This window comes from Leptolyngbya sp. NIES-2104 (assembly GCF_001485215.1).
Taxonomy (GTDB): Bacteria; Cyanobacteriota; Cyanobacteriia; order Leptolyngbyales; family Leptolyngbyaceae; genus Leptolyngbya.
In genome coordinates this window covers 1,348,714-1,371,235 of record NZ_BBWW01000001.1, presented here as the reverse complement: position 1 = coordinate 1,371,235, position 22,522 = coordinate 1,348,714, and the positions used below count along the sequence as shown (strand labels likewise).

Sequence of the window (22,522 nt, the reverse complement as noted above, 5' to 3'; positions counted from 1 at the left end):
CAAGTATTATATAGCGATCGCTTGAAATCCGCTTCTATCAGTAGGTTGGGAATCGCTGGACGTATCAAAAAGCATGTTATCTACAACACCCGTGCTCTTGAGCAATGACCGTTCAAAATCGGGCACTCTAGCTGGGATTCCTGTCTAAAGATTTGGTGATGAGTATTGACAGCCCGGATTTTATTGCGCTAAGCGATCGCAATTATCAGATCTTGCTCGAAGCGATTCCTGATTTGATGTTGCGGTTGAGCCGTGAAGGAGTGTGTCTCGATTTTCGCCTACCGCGATCGTTTCGGGCGTGTGGTGCTGAAATTGCCTGGCAGGGCAAATTCCTTTGGGAATTCATGCCGCCAGACTTGGCGCATTTGCGAATGCAATATGTCGAACGAGCGATCGTCACGAATGAAGTGCAAATGTATGAGCAGGAACTCGACTTCGATGGTGAGGTGCAATACGAAGAAGTGCGCGTGATTCGCTGCAATGATCAAGAAGCACTAGTGATTATTCGTGACATTAGCGATCGAAAATACGCAGAACACGCATTACGGCAGAGTGAATCTCGCTTTCAGAAACTTGCGGCAAATGTACCTGGAATGCTTTATCAATTTCGGCTCACCCCTGATGGTATAGCCTCGTTTCCGTTTGTCAGTGCGTTTGCTCAAGAATTGTGGGAACTAGAACCGCAGGTCATTTATGAGAACGGAAATTTACCTTCTGATCAAGTTCATCCAGACGATCGTGAATCATTTGAAGCATCCATTCGTAACTCGGCTGAGACGCTGCAACCTTGGAGTTGGATAGGGCGAATTATTACTCCTTCTGGCAGGCTGAAATGGATTCAAGCCCAGTCGCGCCCAGAATTACAGACCGATGGAGCGACGCTCTGGGATGGACTTCTGGTAGATGTGAGCGATCGTAAAGCGAACGAAGAAGCATTGCGGCAATCCGAAACCCGACTGAGGCAACAAGCGATCGAGTTAGAAATCGCATTGCAAGAACTACAACGCACTCAAGCGCAACTCATTCACACTGAGAAAATGTCTTCGCTCGGTCAATTGGTCGCGGGAATTGCTCATGAGATTAACAATCCAATTAGCTTTATCTACGGTAATCTCACTCATGCCAGCACTTACATCGCAGACATTACAGCGCTCTTAGATTTGTATCAGAAACACTATCCTGATCCGCATTCAGAGGTGCAGCAATTGATCGAGGACATGGATCTCGATTTTGTGTTCAAGGATTTGACGAATTTGTTTGAGTCGATGCGAACGGGTGCAGAACGAATTCGAGAGATTGTATTATCGCTGCGGACTTTTTCTCGACTCGATGAAGCAGAATGCAAAACCGTGAGCATTCAGGATGGAATCGAAAGCACGTTAACGATTTTGCAAAATCGACTGAATCAAAGAGAGACCATTAAATTGGTCAAGCACTATGCTCAGATTCCTGAAATTGAGTGTTTTGCGGGATCACTGAATCAAGTGTTCTTGCAAATCATTACAAATGCGATCGACAGTTTAGAATTTGCGATGAAAGACAATCAGTGGCTGGCAAATTGTTGGATTGGGGGACAGCAGCAACCGATGATCCAACTTTATACGGAGCAACTTGACTCACAATGGATTCGGATTCGCATTGTCGATAATGGGGTGGGCATGTCTGAAGCGGTGCAAGCTCGAATGTTTGACCCATTTTTTACCACCAAGCCGATCGGGAAAGGAACGGGCATGGGATTGGCAACGAGCTATCAGATTGTGATCGAGCAACACAAGGGGCGATTAACTTGTCGATCGGCTCCGAGACGTGGGGCAGAATTCGCGATCGATCTTCCGATTCGGCAGGGGTCAGAGAAAGTTGTATCGCATCCTTCCCAATAGTGAACTTTTCTGAAGCGTTTGTCAGAATCTGTCCCAAGACATACTTACAATAAGTCTCGAATTCTTTTTGTTCTCTTCAGAATCATTAGGAAATATTAAGATATGGCTGACGAGCTTATTAAACCGTACAACGGCGATCCGTTTATCGGACATCTCTCGACCCCTATCAGTGATTCTGCCTTTACCCGCGCCTTTATTGGCAACCTGCCCGCATACCGCAAAGGACTCTCTCCTCTGCTGCGCGGATTGGAAATCGGGATGGCACATGGTTACTTTTTAGTCGGTCCTTGGACATTACTCGGACCCTTACGCGACTCCGATCAAGCCGCTGTCGGTGGGTTGATTTCTGCTGTCGCACTCATTCTCATTGCTACCGCTTGCTTGTCAATCTATGGCTTGGCGACATTCCAAGATGACGATTCTTCCTCGAATTCGCTGCAATCGTCTGGCGGTTGGAGCCAGTTCGCAGGCGGCTTCTTCGTGGGTGCGACGGGTGGCGCATTCGTGGCGTATCTGTTGATCGCGAATTTCTCGATCGTAGACAAGATCTTCACGGGTGCATTCAACTAACTCTGTCGAACTGAAATATCTTGCCAATTCGCTCGATCGCCGATTCGCGATCGAGCTTTTTTATTGAACTTCTGCGCTGTGTGAAGAAGTCGCGGATAAAATCGCCAAAAGTAGGTTGACATAGAGTACCCTATTAACTGCAAAACCTGGTGAAAGCTTCTCCGACCTATGCCTGAACTGCAAACCTGGGAATTTTTAATACAGCAAGACGGCGATCGTGCTTGGCTCCCGTTGAACGGTTCCACTGTTGAAATTCTGGAAGGTCGGTATCGCATCGCTGCGAAAACGAATCACCAGAATACGCCCGTCGAAGTCCGAATTCAGCACGACGCGATCGACGAAGTTCCCCCAAAACGCCGCACTCAAACCCGAACGCACCAAACGAATCCGAAAGGCTTGATGCCTGTGATTCCCTACACTCGGCTTCAGTCTGGAGTCTGGCGATTTCACTGTGCACCCAAACACGGAGAGGCACATCTAATCGAGCTACGGGTATTGTCGATCGAATCGGATATTGTCGAAGATTGGAATCCGAATTGGGAACTCGAAGAGCAAGCCGCGTTTGATTTGCCAACTGTGGCAGTCGAAACGAAAGTGATCGATACAGATCGCGCCTCGATCGAGGAATTTTTACAGCAGGCAGACGAGAATTCAAGCTCGATCGCTGACGAGATTTTAGCGGAATATGGCTTGGTGGCAGAAGAGCCGTATGAGGAAGACCCGTTGCCGAATGTGACGAGTTTTGGAAATTCTCAAATCTCGATCGAGCTTGCTCAAGAAACTTACATTGCTCATCGAGGCGAACCGCTATCGATCGTCGGTCGAATTGTTTCGACATTGACACATTTAGACGGAGAATTGCGCGTTTGTCTGCGCGATCCACAGACTTCTAGAACGCTTTTAGATACCCATGAGATTCTACAGAATGCCGCGTTGCCCTTTGACTTGAACTATCGTGTGACGTTGCCCGTTGAGCTTGAAACTCAGTTGGTTTTAGGCGAAATTACGCTGCATGATGCCAAAGTCGAAGGAAAGCCCATTCTAGCCACTGAATCTTTCACATTGATGGCAGATGTGAATGAACTCATGGACGCGATACAGCAAGCGAGAAAAGGCGATCGCGCCGTTGCAGAGGATATGTTAGATCTCCCTGCAACGAAACCTGCTGTTAATCAACCGCTAAATTTGGCGTTTCTCAACCTCGTTTCGGCTCCAAAAGATGCTGAAGCTGCGAATTTCACACCCAAAGAATCGCAAACCCTGCCGCCTCAACTGCACGAACCCAATCCTTACACGCGTCGAAAGCTCGATTTACCCACGTTTGGTGTTCAGCCTGAAACGGTTTGTGATCCAGAAGCAAAACAGCTAGAAATTCCTTTAACTGCGGCTCCTGTTCCTGTAGAACCTACGATCGAGGAGCCGATCGTTGAAGAGCCAATCTTTTCCCCGGTTGAAAAATCGATTAGCGAAGTTAAAGTTCAGGCAGACGATCGAGATTTGCTAGTTTTAGATGAATCAGAACTCGATTTACAACCGAGTCCCGATCAGGTAATCGATGAATTTGTCGTCGATGATGAGCCGATTTTGCCGCTTGCTGACTTGATCATGTCCCGCCGTCAGGGACAATCAGAGCGCGTTCAAAATCCGTTATTGCTGCCTGAAACTGAGCCTGTTCCTGATCCCATTATGACGATCGCACAACAAGAGCTAACCAGAGGAGCAACCGTAGCAGTTCGGATCAAGCTGCCTGACATCTTGCCCAAGCTCTATGTCAAAGCTTGGGTTAGCGATCGACAAAGCCGCAGTTTGATCGAGCCGCCGCGATGGATTCTAGACTTTAAGCCCGATGGACAGGGCAATTTAGAATCGATCGCCCAGATCAAAGTGCCCTTTGACAGTGTAGAGCTTCGGATTGAAGCGATCGCGGTTGAAGCTCTGACCAATCGCGAAAGTCGAAAAGTCGTGATCGATCGCCAAGTCATTCCTGAAGACATGCCTGATTTGTGGTTGGATGACCTCGATGCTGATTCGATTATTTCGTCCTGAAGATGCCGATCAGATTGCGACGTTGTTTCACGAGACAGTTCGTGAAGTAAATGTTCGCGATTATTCGATCGCTCAAGTGCAAGCCTGGTCGCCAGATGATCTGTATTTTCGAGATTGGGCGATCGTGTGCACTGAGCGATTTACTTATGTCGCTGAGTCAGAAGGGCGAATTTTAGGATTCGGTGAGCTTGAAGCGGATGGACACATTGATTGTTTTTATTGTCATAAAGACTATCAGCGATGTGGAATTGGGCGATCGGTCTATCAAGCGATCGAGTTCAAAGCGCATGAAATGAATGTCGATCGATTGTTTACCGAAGCTAGTATTACAGCAAAGCCCTTTTTCCAATCATTAGGATTTACGGTAATTGCAGAGCAAGAAGTTTCTTGTCGAGGTGAAACTTTCATTAACTATCGAATGGAAAAACGGATTTGAGGTGAAAACTTGCTTTAGTAAGCATAGGGTTAAAGTGTCTTAGAAGTAGCCGTTGATTGCATTCACCCGCCCGGAGCTGAACCTCCGGGCTAATCGAGGGAAGCCCCCTGAACGGGACTAAGAGCCGCAGAAATTGTGATTTAGCCTGCTTTAGCAGGGTTGCGCCGATTAGCCCGGAGGTTCAGCTCCGGGCGGGATCGAACCGTAGTGAAGTGTTCTTGAATACTCTTTAAATGTCCTCTGAACTAAGGATGCAGGTAAAAAGCAGTCCCCAACATAATATAAGTCATCAGCAACAACACGCCTTCTAACCAATTATGCCGACCATCCGTACTCACTGAATTTGTCATCACCACCGCAATTCCCACACCCAGAACTGAGAACGTATTAAACGCCAAATTCATTGGCTGCCCCATAAACCACCCTGCCAGCACCAGCACAGGAGCAACGAACAAAGCAATCTGCAAACTTGACCCGATCGCAACCGAAATCGCTAAATCCACCTTGTTCTTCATTGCACAAATTCCACAGGTGATATACTCAACCGCAGCACCAAACAACGGAATAATGATCACTCCCATAAACAAATCCGTTAAGCCTAGAGATCGAACCGCTTCCTGCAAATTCGCCACTAATGCTTCCGATACAAACACTAAGACGATCGTTGTTCCCAGCAACAGTCCTACATTCGTCCAGAAATGCATGGGCTGCATTCCTTCACCTCCGTAGCTTTCTGGCTCCGCATCTTCTACCTGCTCGAACATATACTTATGCGTCTTCATCGAGAAGAACAGCATCAAAGCATAAAAGACCAGCAGTAGAATTGCAGCAACATAAGAAAGGCGAGTATGCTGAAGATTGACATCTAATGTTCTAGAAGTAAATTGAATTGCAGCCGGAGTAAGTAGAAAAATCACTGCAAGGTTTAATGACCCAGCATTCAGTCGCGAAACATTTGCCTTGAGTAAATTCACTTTGATGTCTTTCTTGCGAAACCAAATTCCATTTAAGAGAAACGAGATTCCTAACCCTACCAGTAAGTTCGCGATAATTGACCCAGCGAGGCTTGCTTTGACAACATCGAGCATTCCTGCTTGGAGTGCAACGATCGAGACAATTAACTCTGTTGCGTTGCCAAAAGTCGCGTTGAGCAATCCACCAAAGGATGCCCCGATCACAGTCGCGATCGCTTCTGTAAAATTTGCAATCCAAGCCGCTAACGGAATGATCGAGACTCCAGCAAAAATAAACACAATAATCGGATCAGCCTGTGCCCAATCAAGCGTCAGACAGATGGGCACAAAGACTAACATTTGCAGTAAAAATCGATCTTTGCGAGACATCGTTCTTGCCCACTCAATTCGAGCAAGTGCCTCTTCTTCAGCTTCGATAAAATTGGGGATTCTAGTCATGGTGAGGAGATTCGTTAAGGTCGCAATTTAAAACTGTCAAATCATCGACTCTTCATCTTTAACAATCAACACTGAACAATGAGCCATTCGAGCGACATCCAGACAGACCGTTGGCGACAGACTCATCACAATCAAATCTGCTTTGCACCATTGAGCAATCTCGACGATCGACTGTCCTAAATCATCCGTCGTCGAAATGCGATCGAACTTCTGATCATTCAATACCGTTGGCTCTAAAGTAGCAACGTTTGCCGCGACTTTGAGCTTTGTCTTGGGACGAACTCGCTTTAGACTCCGCTCTCGATCGTTCCAAACATTCCAATCGGTTAACTCTGCTCCTGCCCAGTGTTTCTGTCGCTCTAAATCAGAGAACAAGAACAGGATCTCACCTTGCACCTTCAGCAAATGTAATAGCGACCATTTCGCCCCACTGCACTGTGAGAATGAAATTGATCTTTGCAGCAGCGATCGGTGACTCTGATCGACCACTGCTAAAATTTTCTGAAACATAGCTCAATTTGTATAGCGGTACGCAGAACGGTTAGGACGTTCTCAACCTCCGAACCTAAGCGGTGAATGAATTTGACCTCGCCCCTCACACCTCATACCTCACACCTTTGCTATAAGAGATGCGATTGAAAAAATGACTGACAATCCTACAAAGTTCGACTCTCGAAATTACCGCGCTTCAAGGATCGTCAGTCAGTCGCTTAAGGAGAGGAGGCAATCCTACACTTTCGACATCTCACGGTTCTGACTTTGCAGATCGGACATTGACTTTCCAGTTGCAAACGTACAGAAGTTCTTTGTTGCGGGTTCATAGTACCAAGCAATACCTTCTGGATCTTTTGCAGTACTCCATTGAGGAAAATCAGGCTTCGATCGCTTTGCTGTAATCGTCTGAGTCGCAATTCCAAGCCGTTGTGCTAACGCATTTTGTTTCAGCATTGCAAGGGGAGCAGGCAAACTAGGAGCACTCTCGCTATCCGCAGATTTTACTGCTTCAGTCACGAGCGCGGTTTTACCATTATGATGACCATTCGTAGAGCTTCCATTGCTTTGAGGAATCACACTGGCAGCAACAACATCGATCGTTGTCGTGGCAGGTTCTTGAGGGGTGGCAGGTTCTGGCGCGGACTTCTGGCGAAACGCTTCTGCCATTTCCCGCAGCCGTTTTTCCTCTTCCGCAAGTTCCGCTGCACTAATATGATGCGTCGGTGGCATGACTTCGCCACCTGGACCCATTAACGGACGTAACCCATTGAGTTCTGCCAGAATTGCAGTTCCGTTGTTGATGACCACCGCCAAGATCGGATCGAGCGCGAAGAAGATACCGGAGACCAATGCTCCCAAGTTCGGAACAGCGACGATCGCGGTATTTTGCCAGATGATGTCCATTGCTTGCCGAGCGCATTTAATCGCCATAATCAAGCCGCGCAAATCATCTTCCATCAGCACCACATCAGCCGTTTCTCGTGCAATATCCGTCGCACCTGCAAAGGAGATCGAGACATCCGCATACGCTAAAGCGGCTGAGTCATTAATACCATCTCCACAGAATCCAACCGTCTTGCCGCTATCGTGTACCGCTTTCACGACTTCCACTTTCTTTTCGGGGAAAGCTTCTGCATAAACGTGTTTGGGTTCGATGCCGAGGTTTCCAGCGATCGAATGAGCCACCCGCGTCACGTCTCCAGTGAGCATGTGTACGGTGATACCCATGCGCTTGAGTTCTTTCACCACTTCTTTACTTTCTGGACGAGGCGGATCACTATAGCGAATCACTCCTAAGAGCCTGCCATCCGTCGCAACATACACCAGAGATTGTCCGCCGGATTTCGCGTCTGGATAGCGAATATCATACTCATCCAAACTGACATTCTCTTGTTTCATGAAACGAGGGCTGCCCACAATAATGTTCATGCCCTCGATCGTTGCCATTGCTCCCAATCCAACTTTGTATTCCCACTCCTCGCAGTCTTTGAGCGCGACACCCGTATCTTTCGCGTGATGCACGATCGCTTCTGCGATCGGGTGAGTTAACCCTTTTTCTGCCGAAGCCGCGAAACACAGCACTTCATCTTTACTAAAGCGATCGTCCATGACATCAATATCATTGACTCCTGCATGTCCGATCGTGAGCGTTCCGGTCTTATCACAAACGATCGTATCAATGCGAGCAAGAATTTCGATCGCTCGACCACTCCGAATCAGCACCCCGTTTCGAGCCGCATAAGTCAACACTGATAAAATCGTAGTCGGAACAGAAACCCGAATTCCAGTTCCAAAGTCTAGCGTCAACAGTGCAACCGCTCGGTTTAAGTTACCGCTAAAGATTCCCACTCCTGCACCGATGAGCAATGTCGGGAGTACAGCCTGGTTTGCAACTGCTGCGGCATAGTTTTCGACTCTAGTATCATGCACCGGAGCCGCTTGCATCAGATTCACAATCACGCCTGCTCTGGTATTGTTGCCTACACGCTCTGACAGAATGGTTAATGTGCCATCTACTAACAAGGTCGAAGCGAAGACTTCATCTCCTACTGAGCGCGTCACCGGAACTGATTCGCCCGTCAGTTTGCATTGATCAATGATGCCAGTTCCCTCTAAGACAACACCATCAACTGGAATTTGGTCGCCTGGATAAACAACAACGTGATCACCGACAATCACATCTTGAGTTGGAATTTCTACAACTTGCCCATCGCGAATTACAAAGGCAGTCTTACTCAAGCAATCGAGCAAATCTAGAGACGCTCGCTCACTGCCGCGTGCTGTCATATCTCGAATCGCTTCGCCCCCTTCAACTAAGCCCAACATAAAGGACGGTGCAAAGAAATGTCCTTGGAAGGTATGCAGCGCGATCGCTAATCCATCGAGAAAGTCGATCGTTAATTGCTGGTCTTGTTGAATCGCTTCCCACGCTCGTTTAAACACAGGAATCGCACCGACTAGCACAACACCCCCAATCAATAAAGGTGGAACGGGTGCGCCTGCCATTGATGCAACACTCAGAACTAATCCTGCTGCTGGGAATCCCAGCCGCTCCATCCAGTCAATTTCGTTATTCGATTTCTTTTCTTCTTTAGCAACTAACGCCAAATCGACTTTTGCAGAAACGGCATCTTGAATCGATCGAAACAGTTTTTCTTGAATCGTTGCGATACCAACAGCGGTCGATTCATGGCGATATTCCACAATCAGTGAACTCGCGATCGAATTGAGCCGCACCTCAGTCACAAAGTTCAGCGATTCAACCAGGTACTTCAGTTTTGCTCCATATTCTTCATTTTGAGCGAGGCGTGGAATCCGAATGCGGAATCGACCCGGCATCCAATGAACAATCTCGTAATACACATTCTCGATCGTGACCACTGTATCCGTTACGACCGATGAGTTCCCTGCTGTAGCAACCACCATGACAATCTCCTGAAGCGGGGTAAATGAAGTAAGACAACTACATACAAACGGGCTGAAAATCAAAAAACCTAGAGTTAGCTATTTGCTAATGGAAATAGCTCCTTCCAAAACTGACAAATTTAAACGATTCCTGATCAGCACGAACGAACACGTGCCCGATACTCTCGTTGTCGCCTATGTGCAAAGCTTGACTGGAGTAGCTTCCACTACAATGCCAAGGAGTGATTAGAATTTGCTGTGAAACCTTCCAGGCTAGTATCGTTCATCGAGGACTAAAACTCGATTTCTTGCCTGCGCCCCAATCGAATACTTAAGAGCTTACTGTAGATGTAGCGATGCAAAAAGAAAGTTTTTATTAACTCTTCTCCCATCGATAGCTTGTCATAATCCAACTGATTTGTAAACCTAATTCATAGTGTTTAACATTCATGATTAATCATGCAATTTGAGGCGCAGCAAGATGAAAAGCGATCGCGGATCACTCTGAACATAGAGCGCTTTAATTAAAAAGCTCGATCGATTAGAATGAAACTTTCGCTAAGAGGATGTTTGAAAAGTTGTCGTCCGTTGCCATATCTCGCCCTGAAATGAATTTCGGGCTAATCGGCGCAAGTCCATTAGAAATGGACTAAGAATCTATAACTATCTCCCAGTTTACTTCAGTAGACTTTCCACGGTTAGCCCGAAATTCCATTTCAGGGCGGGAAGCAATCGAAGCGAAAAGACTTCTTATGCTTGTCAAACACCTTCTAGGAGAACTGTCGCATTAAGGTGATCATATTGCGGCGAACATACTGTTCAACCTCTCGGTAAGTAAAACTGTAGCCGTGTTCTTTACCAAGTTTGACCGTGAGGACAACAAAGCTCTGAAAATCGGTTGCTTTGCGTAATTGCTCAACAAGAGTGTGATTCTGCAAGGCTAATTGATGAAACTGTGCGACCTGGTTTGACACAATGATTCCTCCGTTGAAGTGTGGAGATAAAGCGATCGACAACAGATCTTGGATTTGCAAACGACCCATAGAGACTCAATAAGCCTCTTCATATTCAAAATCCAAAATAGTTCTATCACTCTATCGCACCCCTGCTACAAGTACAATCACAAAAATAGATACGATTCAAAACTTCTATATCGGAACGGAACACACCACGCGAAATCCTATACCACTGCCTGCCATATCTGGTTGATTCCAGTGTCGTTGCGCTGATCGACACAGTTCAGGCAAACAATACCACGCGCCACCCCGCAGCACTCGATAGGTCACATCCTCTTCCTCCCACACAGTGCCATCTTCGGGTGCTCCCTCATAGGTATCGTGCCAAGCATCCGCACACCACTCCCACACATTACCGTGCATCTGAGCTAACCCAAAACCATTCGTCGAATGCTCGGCTGTCACCGGAATCGTTTCTTGATGATAGCCTCCTGCAACTCCAGACCCGTAAGTATAGTTACCGTCATAGTTTGCAAGTTCAGCAGAAATTGTTTCTCCGAAGTGAAAAGGGGTCGTGGTTCCAGCCCGACAAGCATACTCCCATTCAGCTTCGCTGGGGAGTCGGTAGGGTTGTCCGGTCATTTGAACGAGGCGAGCACAAAACTCGATCGCGTCACACCAAGAAACCTGCTCGACTGGACGATCATCACCTTCAAAATGGGCAGGGTAAAGACTGATCGATCGCTGAACTTTCGGCAAAGCCGCGATCGCTTTCCATTGCGCTTGTGTGATCGGGAATCGACTCATTAGAAAGGGCGCGATCGTCACTCGATGCCGAGGACTTTCATGTAAGTCCCGTCCCAATTCTGTCTCTTCAGATCCCATCCAGAATTGACCCGCTGGAACATAAACCATTTCTAAATGAATATCGCTATTCAATGACTCTTTGAGTGACGTTGCAGTCTGTTGCTCCACTCGCGCTCCTTCTGCGGTGAGCGTGATCGTTTCAAAAGTAAAAGGTTCTAACAATAAAGGTTTTGTCGGTAGCACTTCAAAGGACGGAATCACACGATCGAGTTCTAAATAAGGTGGCAAGAATTCAGGCTGTGGCTCAAACAATTGGCGTTTTGGGAGTTGGTCTAAATCTTGAGATAAAATGGCTGCTTCCTGAGTTGCTTGGTCAAGTTGAGCTTGCAGATAGTTTTCTCGATCGTGGAGTTCTTCAATTTGATTTTGAAGCTGTCTTAGTTGCGCTTGACTCGACTGCATTTTGCTCCAAAGCCGTTTCGCCCAGTCCAATCTAACCGCCTCCTTGTCGGCAACTTCGGGAATCAGTCCTGTAACAAACGAGAGCGGCTGAACATCCCAGCCGCAAATGACACAGCGTTCAGCTTTACTAGAGCGAGTTTGACAAACAGGACAGCGCGGCATAAATGGCTCCTTGAGTCGGGAATTAAGCCAGTTCAGCAATGATGGGAGAGTCAGTTGAGTTGATTTGCTTCGGAGGTGCAGGCGGTTGATTCTTGGCAAAAGGATCTTCACCCGGATCGAAGAGCGGACGAAAACTGTTCAATTCTGCTAACAGCATCGAGCCATTACTAATGATGACGCTCAAGATCGGATCTAGAGCAAAGATAATTCCAGCGAGAACCACACTAATGTTTGGAACTGCAACAAGCGCCGTATTTTGATAGATAATTTCCATCGATCGCTTCGCAATCTCGATCGCATGAATCACATCTTCTAAATCATCATCGAGTAGGACAATATCGGCGGTTTCTCGTGCCATGTCGCTGCCTGTTGCGATCGCGATCGACACATCCGCATGAGCCAATGCTGCCACATCATTAATCCCTTCTCCTACAAAAGCAACGACCTTACCCTGTGCTTGAAGATGCTGAATCACTTTCACTTTGCCTTGGGGTGACATTTCAGCATAAGCACGATCGGTATCAATCCCTAACTGTGCCGCGACTTCTTCAGCAACTTGCGGATTGTCCCCAGTCAGAATGTAAGTTTCAATGCCGTCTTCAGATTGATGTAACTGACGAATTACTTGATGTGCTTCAGGTCGTAGCGGATCAGTGTAAGAAATTGCACCAAGCAGTTTACCACTCCGCGCCACGTAAACCAGCGAGAAACATTCTGTTTGTAGCTCTGGATAACGAGAATGAATCACAGTCGTCTCAATTTCTTCTTTCTGCATCAGTCGATGACTCCCCACAAGAACTTGCTGCCCGTCAATCTGTGCAACAATTCCCGCCCCGACTCGATATTCCCAAGTTTCACACTCCCGAAGCTGAACTCCTTTCGCTGCAGACGCATTCAGAATCGCAGCCGCGACCGGATGTTTATTGTCCTTCTCAACAGAAGCCGCAAGCGTGAGCACTTCTTTGATCGAAGTCCGAGTATTCACCGTCCGAACGACTTTTACCGCAGCATTTCCTTGCGTCAGCGTTCCAGTTTTATCAAACGCGATCGCATCGACTCGCGCCAACACTTCCAAAGCACGCCCGCTGCGAATATAGATTCCATGCCGAGAAGCGTACGTTAAAGCAGAAAGCACAGTCGAGGGCACTGACAATCGAATCCCGTGGCTAAAGTCTAAATGCAGCGGAGCTAGAGCGCGAGACACGTCTCTGGTTAGCGCGAAAATAATGCCGCCTAAAATCAAACTCGGAGCGATCGCCATATTTGCTAATTTTGCGGCGTAGTCTTCGACGCGAGTATCATGCACCGGAGCCGATTGCAGCAATTGCAGCGTCAAACCGAGCCGAGTATTTCTGCCCATGCGTTTGACCAGAATGCAAAGTTTTCCGTCTAAAAGTAGCGTCCCCGCATGAACGACTTGCCCTTCAGAGCGACACACAAACGTCAATTCTCCGGTCAGTTCGTGTTCATCGATCCATCCCGTTCCACGCAGGACGCGCCCACTCACGGGAAGCCTTTCGCCTGCATAAACGACAGCGCGATCGCCAAGCTTAATCGAGTCGATGGGAACCCATTCTTCTTGTCCACCCCGCTCGATGCGAATTGTTTGATTCATTCCTCCGACGAGTTGAGACACTTCGCGTTCACTGACGCGGGCAGTTGTATCGCGGAGTGCCTCTCCAGTCTCCATTAAGCTCACCATCAGCGAAGGAGCGACCAAATCCCCTTTGATCGTGTACAACGTCATCCAGAGGGCATCTAGAATGTCTGCATCGAGTCGCTTTTCTTTTAGCGTGGTTTCGATCGTGCGGACAATGAACGGCAGTGAAGCAGCAATGACAACTCCCCCAACCAATAAAGTTGGAATTAGAGGTAAAGCAAGCTGTTCTGCTGCGATCGCAAGTCCTAAACTCGTAACAGGCAGCCCCAATCGTTCTAACCAATTGATTTCGGGACGATACTCGGTTTTGGTCGAGATTGCTCCGATTGGGATTTCTCCAGTTGTGGCGAGATCGAGTGCTCCTGCGATCGCGCTTTCCAATGACTCTAAAGTAATCGCATTCGGTGTGTAGTAAATCACCAATGATTCTGCAAGTGCATTGATGCGGAGAGTGATGACAAAACTCAACGACTCAACAAACCAATTGAGTCGCTCCGCATACTCCTGTTCTTGTTTTAATCGGGGCACTCGAAACCGACAACGTCCTGGAACCGTATGCACCATTTGATAGGTCATGCGATTCGGAGAGCCTAAGCAGACGATGGTTCGATCGTTGACTTGTGTTGCCATGTTGTAAAGTTTGAATTCAAACCAATAGGGCGCGGTCTGATAAACTGGATTGTGTCAGGGATAACAAAGTTCTTCAACATATCTTGCGATAGATTACCGCTCAACATGCTTTGCCGGAGGATGGAGATGTAAGCGTATCCTTTTAGTCGATTCTCTTTAAGCGAAGGGGAAGCTTAAGAGCGAGATTTTTTCACAATAAACCAATCCTGCTATGAACGCTCAATTTAAAAAAGAATCAAAACAAGAAAGGCATTTCACGATCGTCCTGGTATATTATATCAAAGAAAAATTAGTACGAAAATTTAGCTTTGCCGCCAGAGTTGTTCTCCTGTGTTGAGTTCGGATTATGCGCTCTATTTCTGCTTGTTTGCACTCCCAGTGACTCTCGTGCGATCGGGGGAAGCTCCTAAAATCGCACCTCTATAAAATCTAGGACTGTACCTCTACCTTAGCTTCAAATACAACGCATTAGAACTCGAATCTATTATGTCTCTTATTGATATTGATAAAGTGAGTGTGGGATTAAATCGGCGACCTTTGAAGGATCAAAAGGTGGCGGACTTGATGCAATCGATCCAGACCAATGGCTTACTCAATCCAATTACGCTCGACCAGAATTTTACGCTGATTGCGGGGCTGCATCGGTTAACCGCTTGCAAACTGTTGGGATTTACTCAAATTGAATGCAAGGTGGTGAGCTGCGATCGCGATCATGCCCGCTTAGCTGAGATTGATGAGAATCTGATTCGCAATGAACTCGATGCGTTAGAGCGATCGGAGCTTTGGCTAGAGCGAGATTCGATTCTCGATCGTATGGGACTACGGGCGCGGGCGGGCGATAACCAATTTACTCAAAGAGGAGGCGAAACGAATTCACCACCTCCGAAAACGACAGTTGAACTCGCACAAGAAATCGGCTACACCGAGCGCACCTTTCAGCAAGGTAAACAAATTGCGCGAGACATTGTACCGGAAGTCAAAACATTAATTCGCGGCACTTCAGCGGCAAAAAGTCCGAAGGCTCTACTTCAAGTTGCCCGCGCTGGAGGTGAAGAGCGCAAACAAGCAGAACAAGCGGAACGAGCCGCGAAACAAGCCGAGGCGAAACGCCTAAGAGCAGAAGCCGCCAAACAAGCCAGAATCGCAGAGGAAGCAAGAGCGAAACAGAAAGAACTTCAGATCATGGCGCTGCAAAGCGTGGAGGCGGAAAAAGTCGCAAAATCGACCAGAAAAGCGGCGACTAAGGAATCGATCGTAGTTAAAACGGCGAAACGGAATCTGCAATGGGGTGATACTTGGTTGCTGAAACGACACTTAGTGTATTACGGCGAAACGACGAGCGAGGGATTTCGCGATTGTTTGCCTTCTAATGCGGCGTTAGCGATCGTTCCTCCGCAGGTGGATTGGAATCATGATTTTCTAGCAGATGAAGCGCGAGTTGTTGCGGTGTTACGAACTCAGGGAGGCATTCATCAGTTTTGCCGCATTCATCAACTGCCCTTTCAGTTTGAGCTACTGATTGGCGATCTTTATCTTGGACTGTTTTCACATCATTCCTTGTTAAAGCCAGAGCAACCTTTAGGAATTGAAGGAATAGAGGCGATCGTCTCGTATTTGGTCAGTCTCTACACGAAGCCAGGTCATTTTGTCTTAAATCCAGGTTTGGGCAATGGAGAAGTCTTGATGACGTGTGAGCGCATGGATCGGGTTTGTTTTGCGGGTGAGACTGCTCCGGAGTTGGTCAATCGGGCGCTCGATCGATGGCAAACGTGGACAGGAGCGGCTCCTGAGAAAACGGATTGATTGGATAAAGACGTTCTTCGGTTTATAGATGAATTAATGCCCTAGCGAATAGAATTCGCGGCTATACAAACGAAGTCCACCGGGCGCGGACTGACCGAAAAACGGTTGTTAGAGGGTGTTTGAAAAGTATATAAAGTCTATTCGCTTCGATTGCTTCCCGCCCTGAAATGGAATTTCGGGCTAACCGACGAAAGTCTACTGAAGTAGACTGGGAGCCAGTTTCAGTCTCTTAGTCCTTTTCAAAGGACTTGCGCCGATTAGCCCGAAATTCATTTCAGGGCGGGATGTGGCAACGAACGACAACTTTTCAAACATCCTCCTAGTGTGCTTGACGCACACTTTGTCTGTGTAGCCCCGAATTCTATTCGGCTGGCAGTTCGGATTCATGCAGGAAGTCTACTTTATCGATCGTGCTCAATCTACAAACCCGTTGCACTCCTTAACCATCTGAAATATTGAGTTTACAAAAGTTTCTATCTCTCTCTTGAGACATACAGTAAACTTGTTAGTCAAGCAAGTTAAGAGCGATCGAAGCTTTTAACAGGACTTGCAGGAATTTTAGTTGAGTCACTTCTGCACATTAAGTTGCACTCGCAGCTCGTTCGCTCTGCATCTCAGAGTCTAGGAATCTCCTGCGTTCTCTTCAAGCTAAATTTGACGATCGCATAACTTGCTGCCGAAAGGTGTGAGTGAGTTGAATCATCGTTGTTAACTGCTTATGTGAACATCGACCCTCCTGGAACCTCCTCCAGGAGGATCGCTTCTTTGCCTTCACGAATCTGACTTGATGCAACCTTTTCTCCCAGTTCCGTCAGCATTCCTAAAAGCACTATGAAAACGAATCCTCTATCGAATCGCGCCAATTCTTTACGCGCTAGACCTCGATTGTTGAAGAATTTGGGCTATCCAATCATTCAGACATTAACTCAGCTTGACTCTCGATATCGAATTGGACTATCGATCATGGTTGGTATGGCAGTCTTTTTGCTATTTCCAGATTCAATGCACCTTGATAGTCGCATCCTCGCTTCTTGGATTGCGGGCAACGCCTTTTTTCTCACCCTTGTATTTTTAATGATGAGTCGCGCCGATCCACAGACAACTTACGTTCGCGCCCAAAATCAAGAAGCTCAACACTGGACAATCTTTTTGCTGGTGGTCTGCACCGCACTCACGAGTATTTTCGCGATCGCACTCATGCTCGTAGACAATAAAGAGGTTCCGTCTGCGGTTACAACCCTTCAAATCGTCTTGTCGGTCGTCGCAATTCTATCGTCCTGGTTCTTAACCCATACGATGTTTGCATTGCATTACACCAGTTGCTACTACCGCGAAGATTGCACCAATCCAGAAGCAGACTATGCCGGAGGAATCACACTTCCCGATGAAGGACAGCCAGATTTTCTAGACTTTCTCTATTTCTCATTTACGATCGGCATGACTTCTCAGACTTCAGATATTTCAATCAACACAGCTTCAATGCGGCGACTTGCTTTGGGTCATGGGTTAGTCTCATTCTTTTTCTATAGTGTCATCATTGCCTTGAGTGTCGGTGTTGTTGGCGGATTGCTTTAACACTCATCCGCGATCGTAATTCTATTGACATGATTGGCACGGCGATCACTATCGTCTCTGGCAGCGTTGGAGCTAAATGATGAGTTCTTTTCAATCCGTCGCACACCTCACATCGGGTAGGATTCTTCGCAATGACACATCTTCTTTCTGCATTTATTTTATGTTTTTCCTCGAATGTCGATAACTTTGCAGTCGCAGTTGCTTATGGTGTAAAAAACCTGCGAATCGGGCGATTAAGCAACCTTCTAATTGCATTGGTTTCAGCCTTGGGAACATTGCTCTCGCTCTCGGTCGGAGAAGTCATTGGACGGTACTTATCGGATCAAGTTGCAAATTTCTTGGGGAGCGGAGTTTTGATTGCGATCGGGATTTGGGGAATTTGGGACACGTTGGAACGAGAGCGCAAGCGGCAGAGCGTAAAAATGAGACAGACGCGATCGCGATCGCTCGTTGCGGTTGGAATGGACTCGACTCAATTTGTTCAATCTCAAGCCGTTGAGTCGTCTTCGATAGATAGTCTTTCTTATGAAAGTTTTCTGGAAAATCCAGAGAAAGCCGATACTGATCAATCGGGTTATATCGATGTTCGAGAAGCAATTGCGATCGCGTTTGGGCTAACCATTAACAATCTTGGCACTGGAGTGGGGGCAGGCATCTCTGATTTTAATGTGCCCTTCACAACTGGATTGACCTTTGCATTTAGCGTGATGGCGGTTTCAGGCGGATACTATTTAGGCGATCGCTTTACCACCAGAATCACGGGCATCTCTGCGGGTGTGGTGTCTGGGCTGATGGTGATTGCATTAGGAATTTATGAGTATTTCATTCCTTAGATCTCAGCGCATAGAAGGACTGTTCGAGTTCCACTCACCGAAGTCGATCGGATTGCTGTTTAAGCAATCATTCCAGCCCTCTAGATTGTTCAAATTTAGGGGGCTTTACGCATCAATCTGGAGATCCTCCACTCGACCAGGATGAATTGCTACAGCAAGTTGACGTACTGTATTGCGGAAGCAAATCAATCACATTATTAAAACTACTAAAATAATCCTGGAGTGCCCGCGCTGCATCTCCGGTAAAGCGCAACCATTCATAGTGATATAAACCCTGGGTCGGGGACTCTTGCGGGCAGAGTGCGGCAGGTGGAATTGCAATCAATAGCGAGACGCAAGGCTCTCCCGATCGCGTCCTGCACTCCAAACGGATCGCAGCGATGTAAGAGGTATTGATCACAACGTCCTCAAGCTTGATAAACGCCATAGCTGCAATCTCCGTGTGAGGTGTAAGGAACGCTTGCTTTGAGCAAGTCAGGAAAACTTAGAACATGAGCGAAAACTTCGAGTTGCGAATGATCTAGACAAAAAAAAGCACCTTGAGGTCAAATATCTCATGATGCTCTAAGAACTCCATAAGAGCGAACAATACAAACGAGAAGACTTGTATTGCTCCCTTGATTACTTTGGGCTAGACCGCGATCGAGGAACCGGGTCATCTAACTGAACACAGATCAGTTAAAGCACTTCAAATCTGCTGACTTGATGTACAGGAATTATAGAAGACTTATCTTAGAATGTGAAGGCTGTGAATGTTCACTTCTTGCTAAGTCTAGCTTAACCAGAACTGATATCCCGGCTTTCTCACTCAGTTAACCATATAGATTTGCTTATTGTAGCTGCGACAAGAACAGTTGCTTAATTTTTATTCCGAGTAGCATTTTAAGAAAGTTAAATACTCGATTGCTTAGTACTGTTTTTCAGTATTATTAGATATACCTAGCATTACCTTCTTAGGTTAAAGTAAAAGGCGTGACAGAGTTACTGAATTGCTAGAACCGCGTAACCTTCTCTTGTCACCTGTTGATCCGCATCTATCTCAATGATGCAGTTAATCCTCAGCTTGATTTTCATACAATTCGTATCAGACTCTGGTCTGTTCTGAAGCTGTTTTGGTTTGACAGCAACGATACAAGATTGATGCAGTATTTCCAGCCGCTTTTAAGTTTGCGGAACACTGTTTCGCAAGTATCCTCACTCTAAAATTCTGGAGGTTTAGACCCATGTTTGAGCTAGAAGCTTTGTTGTTAGGGCTAGAGCCAGTGACCGCAATGACAATTGGTGTGGGAGCGTTAGTTCTCGTGCCGGTTGTGGGCGCGATCGATTCAATGACGGGAAGTACACTTTCAGAGGGCACGAGAAACGTTGCAAAGAATGGTTTGATTGTGGCATTTGAAACCTTTGACAAGGCTCAACATGCTGTGGCTGAAGCGAGTGAATCGATGCAAGATTTGATTGCTGAAGCAAAATCAGAGATGGGAAACTCGAAGAACGGCACAGAAGAGAGTATTCCTCGCGAAGTGACCATCGGGTAGCTGCGTGATTTCGTAAAACGCGCTCTGAAGCTTCCAAGCATTCTTCGGAAACCCTCATCTTCTATCTCTGTCTATGCTGTCTCAGCAGGGATAGAGACGATTTTCTCTTGAAATTGAGTTCGCTTCAAGGAAGAGTACTACAGCCATCCTGATTGATTTGTACAAGGACAGACATTTCGCTCAAATTTGCGATCGCGCAAGCCATGATCCATTCAACACCGGAGGTTTTATGTCTGAACATCCAGATTTCTTGAATGTTCGCAGTCTGGCTACGATACTGACCGCTGCGCCACTTTCGTTACTGTTACTGTTTAGTGCGATCAATTTGTCTTGGACTCTCAGCCACCCTCAAACTTCCAGTAAGAACACGGCTGAGATGGTGCCAAAAGCGCAACAAGTGAAAAATTCTATCGATCGCTAGTTCTGAACTATTTTGCCTTGCAAGCTGGAGACCAAATCTTAGTCTCCAGCTTTTTTGCGACTCATATTAAATTGATCTTTAATCGCTACAGATCTGGGTAGCCCCCTAAATCCCCCACTCGTGGGGGACTTTGAGTGTGAAATCTCCCTGGAAGTCAGAACTGTTGCAGGTTTCAAAGTCCCCCATTCTGGGGGATTTAGGGGGCGAGGATCTACAGCATTAACAGATGGATTCGATATCAGAGCGTAATAATCAAATACGGTTCCTCAAACTTCCCCGATTGAATGAGCAGTCCTTGAAGCTCAGGAGGCAAAGCAATATTCTGTCTTTGATCGCCTGCTTCAACGATTACTTCTGAACCATATTGAGTGAGCTTTACTTGCTTCCGATTCAAGCCAGGTAAAAACACTCGAACTTGACGCTGTGCTAGGTCAATCTCAACCGGATCAGGAACCGATGGAATCTGATCGAAATCAGGCAGTGCTCTGATCAGCGGTTCCCAATTCTCGTCGCGCAGGGTTGGAACTGAATAAACCGCTAACGGCTCAAACGCTTGCTGTAATTCCGGCATCTCATTGCCTTGATGCTGATAGACCAAAACACCACTTGCTCTGAGTCTGACCTGTTGAGCACTGCCCCACAGCCATTGTGCTTGTGCGATCGCGCTCGGTTCATCGATCGTGACTAAATAGGCAGTGAATTGCTGCGGATTGTTCACGACTGCAACCCCTTGATCAATCCAGTTCCGAACCTGCTTCATCTCCTGTTCGATCTTCTGCGTATCAATGTTGGTCGTGAATAGAGCACTAGCGATCGGTCCCCCGATCAACTCTACAATCTTCGACAAATCTAAATTCTGAAAGAAGCGATAGAACCGCCGGAAGTACCAATCTAAAACATGCGGAACGCCCAATAATCGGAGTGTTTCAAGATCCCCGCGCCCATCATAGATAATCACATCGTAGTCACCACTTAGATAGTACTGACACAGCGCATTGAATGCCAGCACACTATCAAATCCAGGCAGGATGATTAGCTCTCCAGGATAAATTTCATCAGCTAAAGCAGGAGTCGGAAGATAAATCGAAACTAGCTCTTTTAGCGTCTTCCAAGACTGCTCTAGTAGCACCGTTGTCTGGAGTTGAACCGCTTCTAGTTTTGCTGAAATCACTTGAGGCTGCGCTGCTAAAGGAATTCCCAGCAGTCTTTCGGCACTGGGACTAGGATTGTGAGTGACCAGCAGAACGCTTTGATTTCGTTCGGTAAACCATTTCGCCGTTGCGATCGCGAGTGTAGTCTGTCCCGTTCCTGCTTGACCCAAAAATGTAATAATTCTGCTCATGATGCCATCTCCAAGTACGACAAAATCCCCATCTGTTCCTTGTAACAGATGGCAGCGAGGCAGCAAATTCAATAGACCTCCTACATGAAAGATTCATGCAGAAGGTCTAATCGTCAGACTAAGGCTCCAATGAGCTAAAACAAACAGCAGAAAGAATCAGAAAAGGAATCCCAGGAATCAAAGGGAGAATAACCCCAATCACGCCCACGATCGCACAGACCGTGCCCGCAACAATTCTTGCCGCATTTCTAATCTGTTTAAACATTTGCATTACCGAATGATTTGATTTAGCAAACCTAACTGACCTTTAGGGTCAGCATCTTACCCGGACAAACTAGAAGCTTACTCTTACAACTAATTTAAGCTTGCTATAGCTCTCAGCTTAGCACAATAAATCTGATGAAAAAAACTGTGAATTAGGCATTTTATCTAATTCACAGTTCAAAGCAACCTTAGAGAGTGTTTGAGGAGCTTTCGTTCGCTGCATCGTCCCGCCCTGAAATGAATTTTGGGCTAATCGGCGCAAGTCCATTGAAATGGACTAAGAACTTCAAACCGCCTCCCAGTCTACTTCAGTAGACTTTCCACAGTTA

19 protein-coding genes are annotated in these 22,522 nt (G+C 46.8%); 9 read left to right on the top strand and 10 right to left on the bottom strand.

The annotated features are described in order from the left end of the window. Positions 1-158: 158 nt before the first annotated feature. On the top strand, positions 159-1,880 hold the full coding sequence (locus NIES2104_RS06215; RefSeq protein WP_058996766.1) for an ATP-binding protein: 1,722 nt from the start codon (positions 159-161) through the stop codon (positions 1,878-1,880). Positions 1,881-1,982: 102 nt separating this feature from the next. Next, positions 1,983-2,450: a photosystem I reaction center protein subunit XI gene (locus NIES2104_RS06210; protein ID WP_058996764.1), complete on the top strand. Its 468-nt coding sequence runs from the start codon at positions 1,983-1,985 to the stop codon at positions 2,448-2,450. On the opposite strand, the gene NIES2104_RS33340 is transcribed toward NIES2104_RS06210, so the two are convergent. Continuing rightward, entirely contained in the window at positions 2,447-2,572 is a 126-nt protein-coding gene (locus NIES2104_RS33340) for a hypothetical protein (RefSeq protein WP_263970916.1), read from the bottom strand. The genes NIES2104_RS06210 and NIES2104_RS33340 overlap by 4 nt on opposite strands. Before the next feature lie 46 nt (positions 2,573-2,618). Between NIES2104_RS33340 and NIES2104_RS06205 the strand changes: the two genes are divergently transcribed. Together NIES2104_RS06205 and NIES2104_RS06200 are read left to right on the top strand one after the other, a co-directional pair. After that, a complete protein-coding gene (locus NIES2104_RS06205) occupies positions 2,619-4,496 on the top strand; it encodes a hypothetical protein (RefSeq protein WP_058996761.1) in 1,878 nt (625 codons plus the stop codon). After that, positions 4,471-4,932, top strand: a complete 462-nt coding sequence (locus tag NIES2104_RS06200; RefSeq protein WP_058996759.1) for a GNAT family N-acetyltransferase — start codon at positions 4,471-4,473, stop codon at positions 4,930-4,932. The genes NIES2104_RS06205 and NIES2104_RS06200 overlap by 26 nt, the downstream gene beginning before the upstream one ends. A gap of 245 nt (positions 4,933-5,177) precedes the next feature. Here the strand turns inward: NIES2104_RS06200 and cax are convergent, their stop codons facing one another. The 6 genes from cax to NIES2104_RS06170 all read right to left on the bottom strand — a co-directional run bounded on the left by cax (position 5,178) and on the right by NIES2104_RS06170 (position 14,420). Next, a complete protein-coding gene (gene cax, locus NIES2104_RS06195; RefSeq protein WP_263970915.1) occupies positions 5,178-6,344 on the bottom strand; it encodes a calcium/proton exchanger in 1,167 nt (388 codons plus the stop codon). Positions 6,345-6,380: 36 nt separating this feature from the next. Then, a complete protein-coding gene (locus NIES2104_RS06190; RefSeq protein ID WP_058996757.1) occupies positions 6,381-6,854 on the bottom strand; it encodes a universal stress protein in 474 nt (157 codons plus the stop codon). 219 nt (positions 6,855-7,073) lie between these two features. Further along, entirely contained in the window at positions 7,074-9,764 is a 2,691-nt protein-coding gene (locus NIES2104_RS06185) for a heavy metal translocating P-type ATPase (RefSeq protein WP_082689939.1), read from the bottom strand. Between the two features lie 749 nt (positions 9,765-10,513). Then, a complete protein-coding gene (locus NIES2104_RS06180) occupies positions 10,514-10,786 on the bottom strand; it encodes a Nif11-like leader peptide family natural product precursor (RefSeq protein WP_082689938.1) in 273 nt (90 codons plus the stop codon). 105 nt (positions 10,787-10,891) lie between these two features. Beyond that, positions 10,892-12,130 (bottom strand): formylglycine-generating enzyme family protein, encoded by a 1,239-nt coding sequence (locus NIES2104_RS06175; RefSeq protein ID WP_063270202.1) that lies wholly within the window; start codon positions 12,128-12,130, stop codon positions 10,892-10,894. 22 nt (positions 12,131-12,152) lie between these two features. Next, positions 12,153-14,420, bottom strand: coding sequence for a heavy metal translocating P-type ATPase (locus NIES2104_RS06170; protein ID WP_058996756.1), 2,268 nt, complete (start codon positions 14,418-14,420; stop codon positions 12,153-12,155). A gap of 486 nt (positions 14,421-14,906) precedes the next feature. Here NIES2104_RS06170 and NIES2104_RS06165 point away from each other — a divergent pair, with 486 nt between their 5' ends. The 3 genes from NIES2104_RS06165 to NIES2104_RS06155 all read left to right on the top strand — a co-directional run bounded on the left by NIES2104_RS06165 (position 14,907) and on the right by NIES2104_RS06155 (position 18,631). Continuing rightward, positions 14,907-16,223 carry a ParB N-terminal domain-containing protein gene (locus tag NIES2104_RS06165; protein ID WP_058996754.1) on the top strand — a complete coding sequence of 439 codons (1,317 nt, stop codon included), beginning with the start codon at positions 14,907-14,909 and terminating at the stop codon, positions 16,221-16,223. Between the two features lie 831 nt (positions 16,224-17,054). Next, entirely contained in the window at positions 17,055-17,798 is a 744-nt protein-coding gene (locus tag NIES2104_RS06160; RefSeq protein ID WP_058996751.1) for a DUF1345 domain-containing protein, read from the top strand. Between the two features lie 131 nt (positions 17,799-17,929). Then, positions 17,930-18,631: a manganese efflux pump gene (locus NIES2104_RS06155; RefSeq protein ID WP_058996750.1), complete on the top strand. Its 702-nt coding sequence runs from the start codon at positions 17,930-17,932 to the stop codon at positions 18,629-18,631. 112 nt (positions 18,632-18,743) lie between these two features. Here NIES2104_RS06155 and NIES2104_RS06150 read toward each other — a convergent pair whose 3' ends face one another. Next, a complete protein-coding gene (locus NIES2104_RS06150; RefSeq protein WP_058996748.1) occupies positions 18,744-19,058 on the bottom strand; it encodes a hypothetical protein in 315 nt (104 codons plus the stop codon). A gap of 796 nt (positions 19,059-19,854) precedes the next feature. Between NIES2104_RS06150 and NIES2104_RS06145 the strand changes: the two genes are divergently transcribed. Both NIES2104_RS06145 and NIES2104_RS06140 read left to right on the top strand, forming a co-directional pair. Next, positions 19,855-20,166: a DUF5132 domain-containing protein gene (locus NIES2104_RS06145; protein ID WP_058996746.1), complete on the top strand. Its 312-nt coding sequence runs from the start codon at positions 19,855-19,857 to the stop codon at positions 20,164-20,166. A gap of 229 nt (positions 20,167-20,395) precedes the next feature. Then, complete coding sequence (locus NIES2104_RS06140) at positions 20,396-20,587, top strand: hypothetical protein (protein ID WP_058996744.1); 192 nt, start codon at positions 20,396-20,398, stop codon at positions 20,585-20,587. Between the two features lie 238 nt (positions 20,588-20,825). Here NIES2104_RS06140 and NIES2104_RS06135 read toward each other — a convergent pair whose 3' ends face one another. Together NIES2104_RS06135 and NIES2104_RS31605 are read right to left on the bottom strand one after the other, a co-directional pair. After that, complete coding sequence (locus NIES2104_RS06135; RefSeq protein WP_058996742.1) at positions 20,826-21,929, bottom strand: ArsA family ATPase; 1,104 nt, start codon at positions 21,927-21,929, stop codon at positions 20,826-20,828. Between the two features lie 118 nt (positions 21,930-22,047). Then, positions 22,048-22,194: a DUF454 family protein gene (locus tag NIES2104_RS31605; protein WP_072218175.1), complete on the bottom strand. Its 147-nt coding sequence runs from the start codon at positions 22,192-22,194 to the stop codon at positions 22,048-22,050. Positions 22,195-22,522: the final 328 nt, after the last annotated feature.

What these genes read in the sequence shown, in the direction of transcription:
- NIES2104_RS06190 (WP_058996757.1), bottom strand. Translation starts at nt 6,854, where the DNA reads ATGTTTCAGAAAATTTTAGCAGTGGTCGATCAGAGTCACCGATCGCTG.
- NIES2104_RS06170 (WP_058996756.1), bottom strand. Translation starts at nt 14,420, where the DNA reads ATGGCAACACAAGTCAACGATCGAACCATCGTCTGCTTAGGCTCTCCG.
- cax (WP_263970915.1), bottom strand. Translation starts at nt 6,344, where the DNA reads ATGACTAGAATCCCCAATTTTATCGAAGCTGAAGAAGAGGCACTTGCT.
- NIES2104_RS33340 (WP_263970916.1), bottom strand. Translation starts at nt 2,572, where the DNA reads ATGTCAACCTACTTTTGGCGATTTTATCCGCGACTTCTTCACACAGCG.
- NIES2104_RS06215 (WP_058996766.1), top strand. Translation starts at nt 159, where the DNA reads ATGAGTATTGACAGCCCGGATTTTATTGCGCTAAGCGATCGCAATTAT.
- NIES2104_RS06185 (WP_082689939.1), bottom strand. Translation starts at nt 9,764, where the DNA reads ATGGTGGTTGCTACAGCAGGGAACTCATCGGTCGTAACGGATACAGTG.
- NIES2104_RS06165 (WP_058996754.1), top strand. Translation starts at nt 14,907, where the DNA reads ATGTCTCTTATTGATATTGATAAAGTGAGTGTGGGATTAAATCGGCGA.
- NIES2104_RS06210 (WP_058996764.1), top strand. Translation starts at nt 1,983, where the DNA reads ATGGCTGACGAGCTTATTAAACCGTACAACGGCGATCCGTTTATCGGA.
- NIES2104_RS06175 (WP_063270202.1), bottom strand. Translation starts at nt 12,130, where the DNA reads ATGCCGCGCTGTCCTGTTTGTCAAACTCGCTCTAGTAAAGCTGAACGC.
- NIES2104_RS06155 (WP_058996750.1), top strand. Translation starts at nt 17,930, where the DNA reads ATGACACATCTTCTTTCTGCATTTATTTTATGTTTTTCCTCGAATGTC.
- NIES2104_RS31605 (WP_072218175.1), bottom strand. Translation starts at nt 22,194, where the DNA reads ATGTTTAAACAGATTAGAAATGCGGCAAGAATTGTTGCGGGCACGGTC.
- NIES2104_RS06180 (WP_082689938.1), bottom strand. Translation starts at nt 10,786, where the DNA reads ATGGGTCGTTTGCAAATCCAAGATCTGTTGTCGATCGCTTTATCTCCA.
- NIES2104_RS06160 (WP_058996751.1), top strand. Translation starts at nt 17,055, where the DNA reads ATGAAAACGAATCCTCTATCGAATCGCGCCAATTCTTTACGCGCTAGA.
- NIES2104_RS06150 (WP_058996748.1), bottom strand. Translation starts at nt 19,058, where the DNA reads ATGGCGTTTATCAAGCTTGAGGACGTTGTGATCAATACCTCTTACATC.
- NIES2104_RS06205 (WP_058996761.1), top strand. Translation starts at nt 2,619, where the DNA reads ATGCCTGAACTGCAAACCTGGGAATTTTTAATACAGCAAGACGGCGAT.
- NIES2104_RS06135 (WP_058996742.1), bottom strand. Translation starts at nt 21,929, where the DNA reads ATGAGCAGAATTATTACATTTTTGGGTCAAGCAGGAACGGGACAGACT.
- NIES2104_RS06145 (WP_058996746.1), top strand. Translation starts at nt 19,855, where the DNA reads ATGTTTGAGCTAGAAGCTTTGTTGTTAGGGCTAGAGCCAGTGACCGCA.
- NIES2104_RS06140 (WP_058996744.1), top strand. Translation starts at nt 20,396, where the DNA reads ATGTCTGAACATCCAGATTTCTTGAATGTTCGCAGTCTGGCTACGATA.
- NIES2104_RS06200 (WP_058996759.1), top strand. Translation starts at nt 4,471, where the DNA reads ATGCTGATTCGATTATTTCGTCCTGAAGATGCCGATCAGATTGCGACG.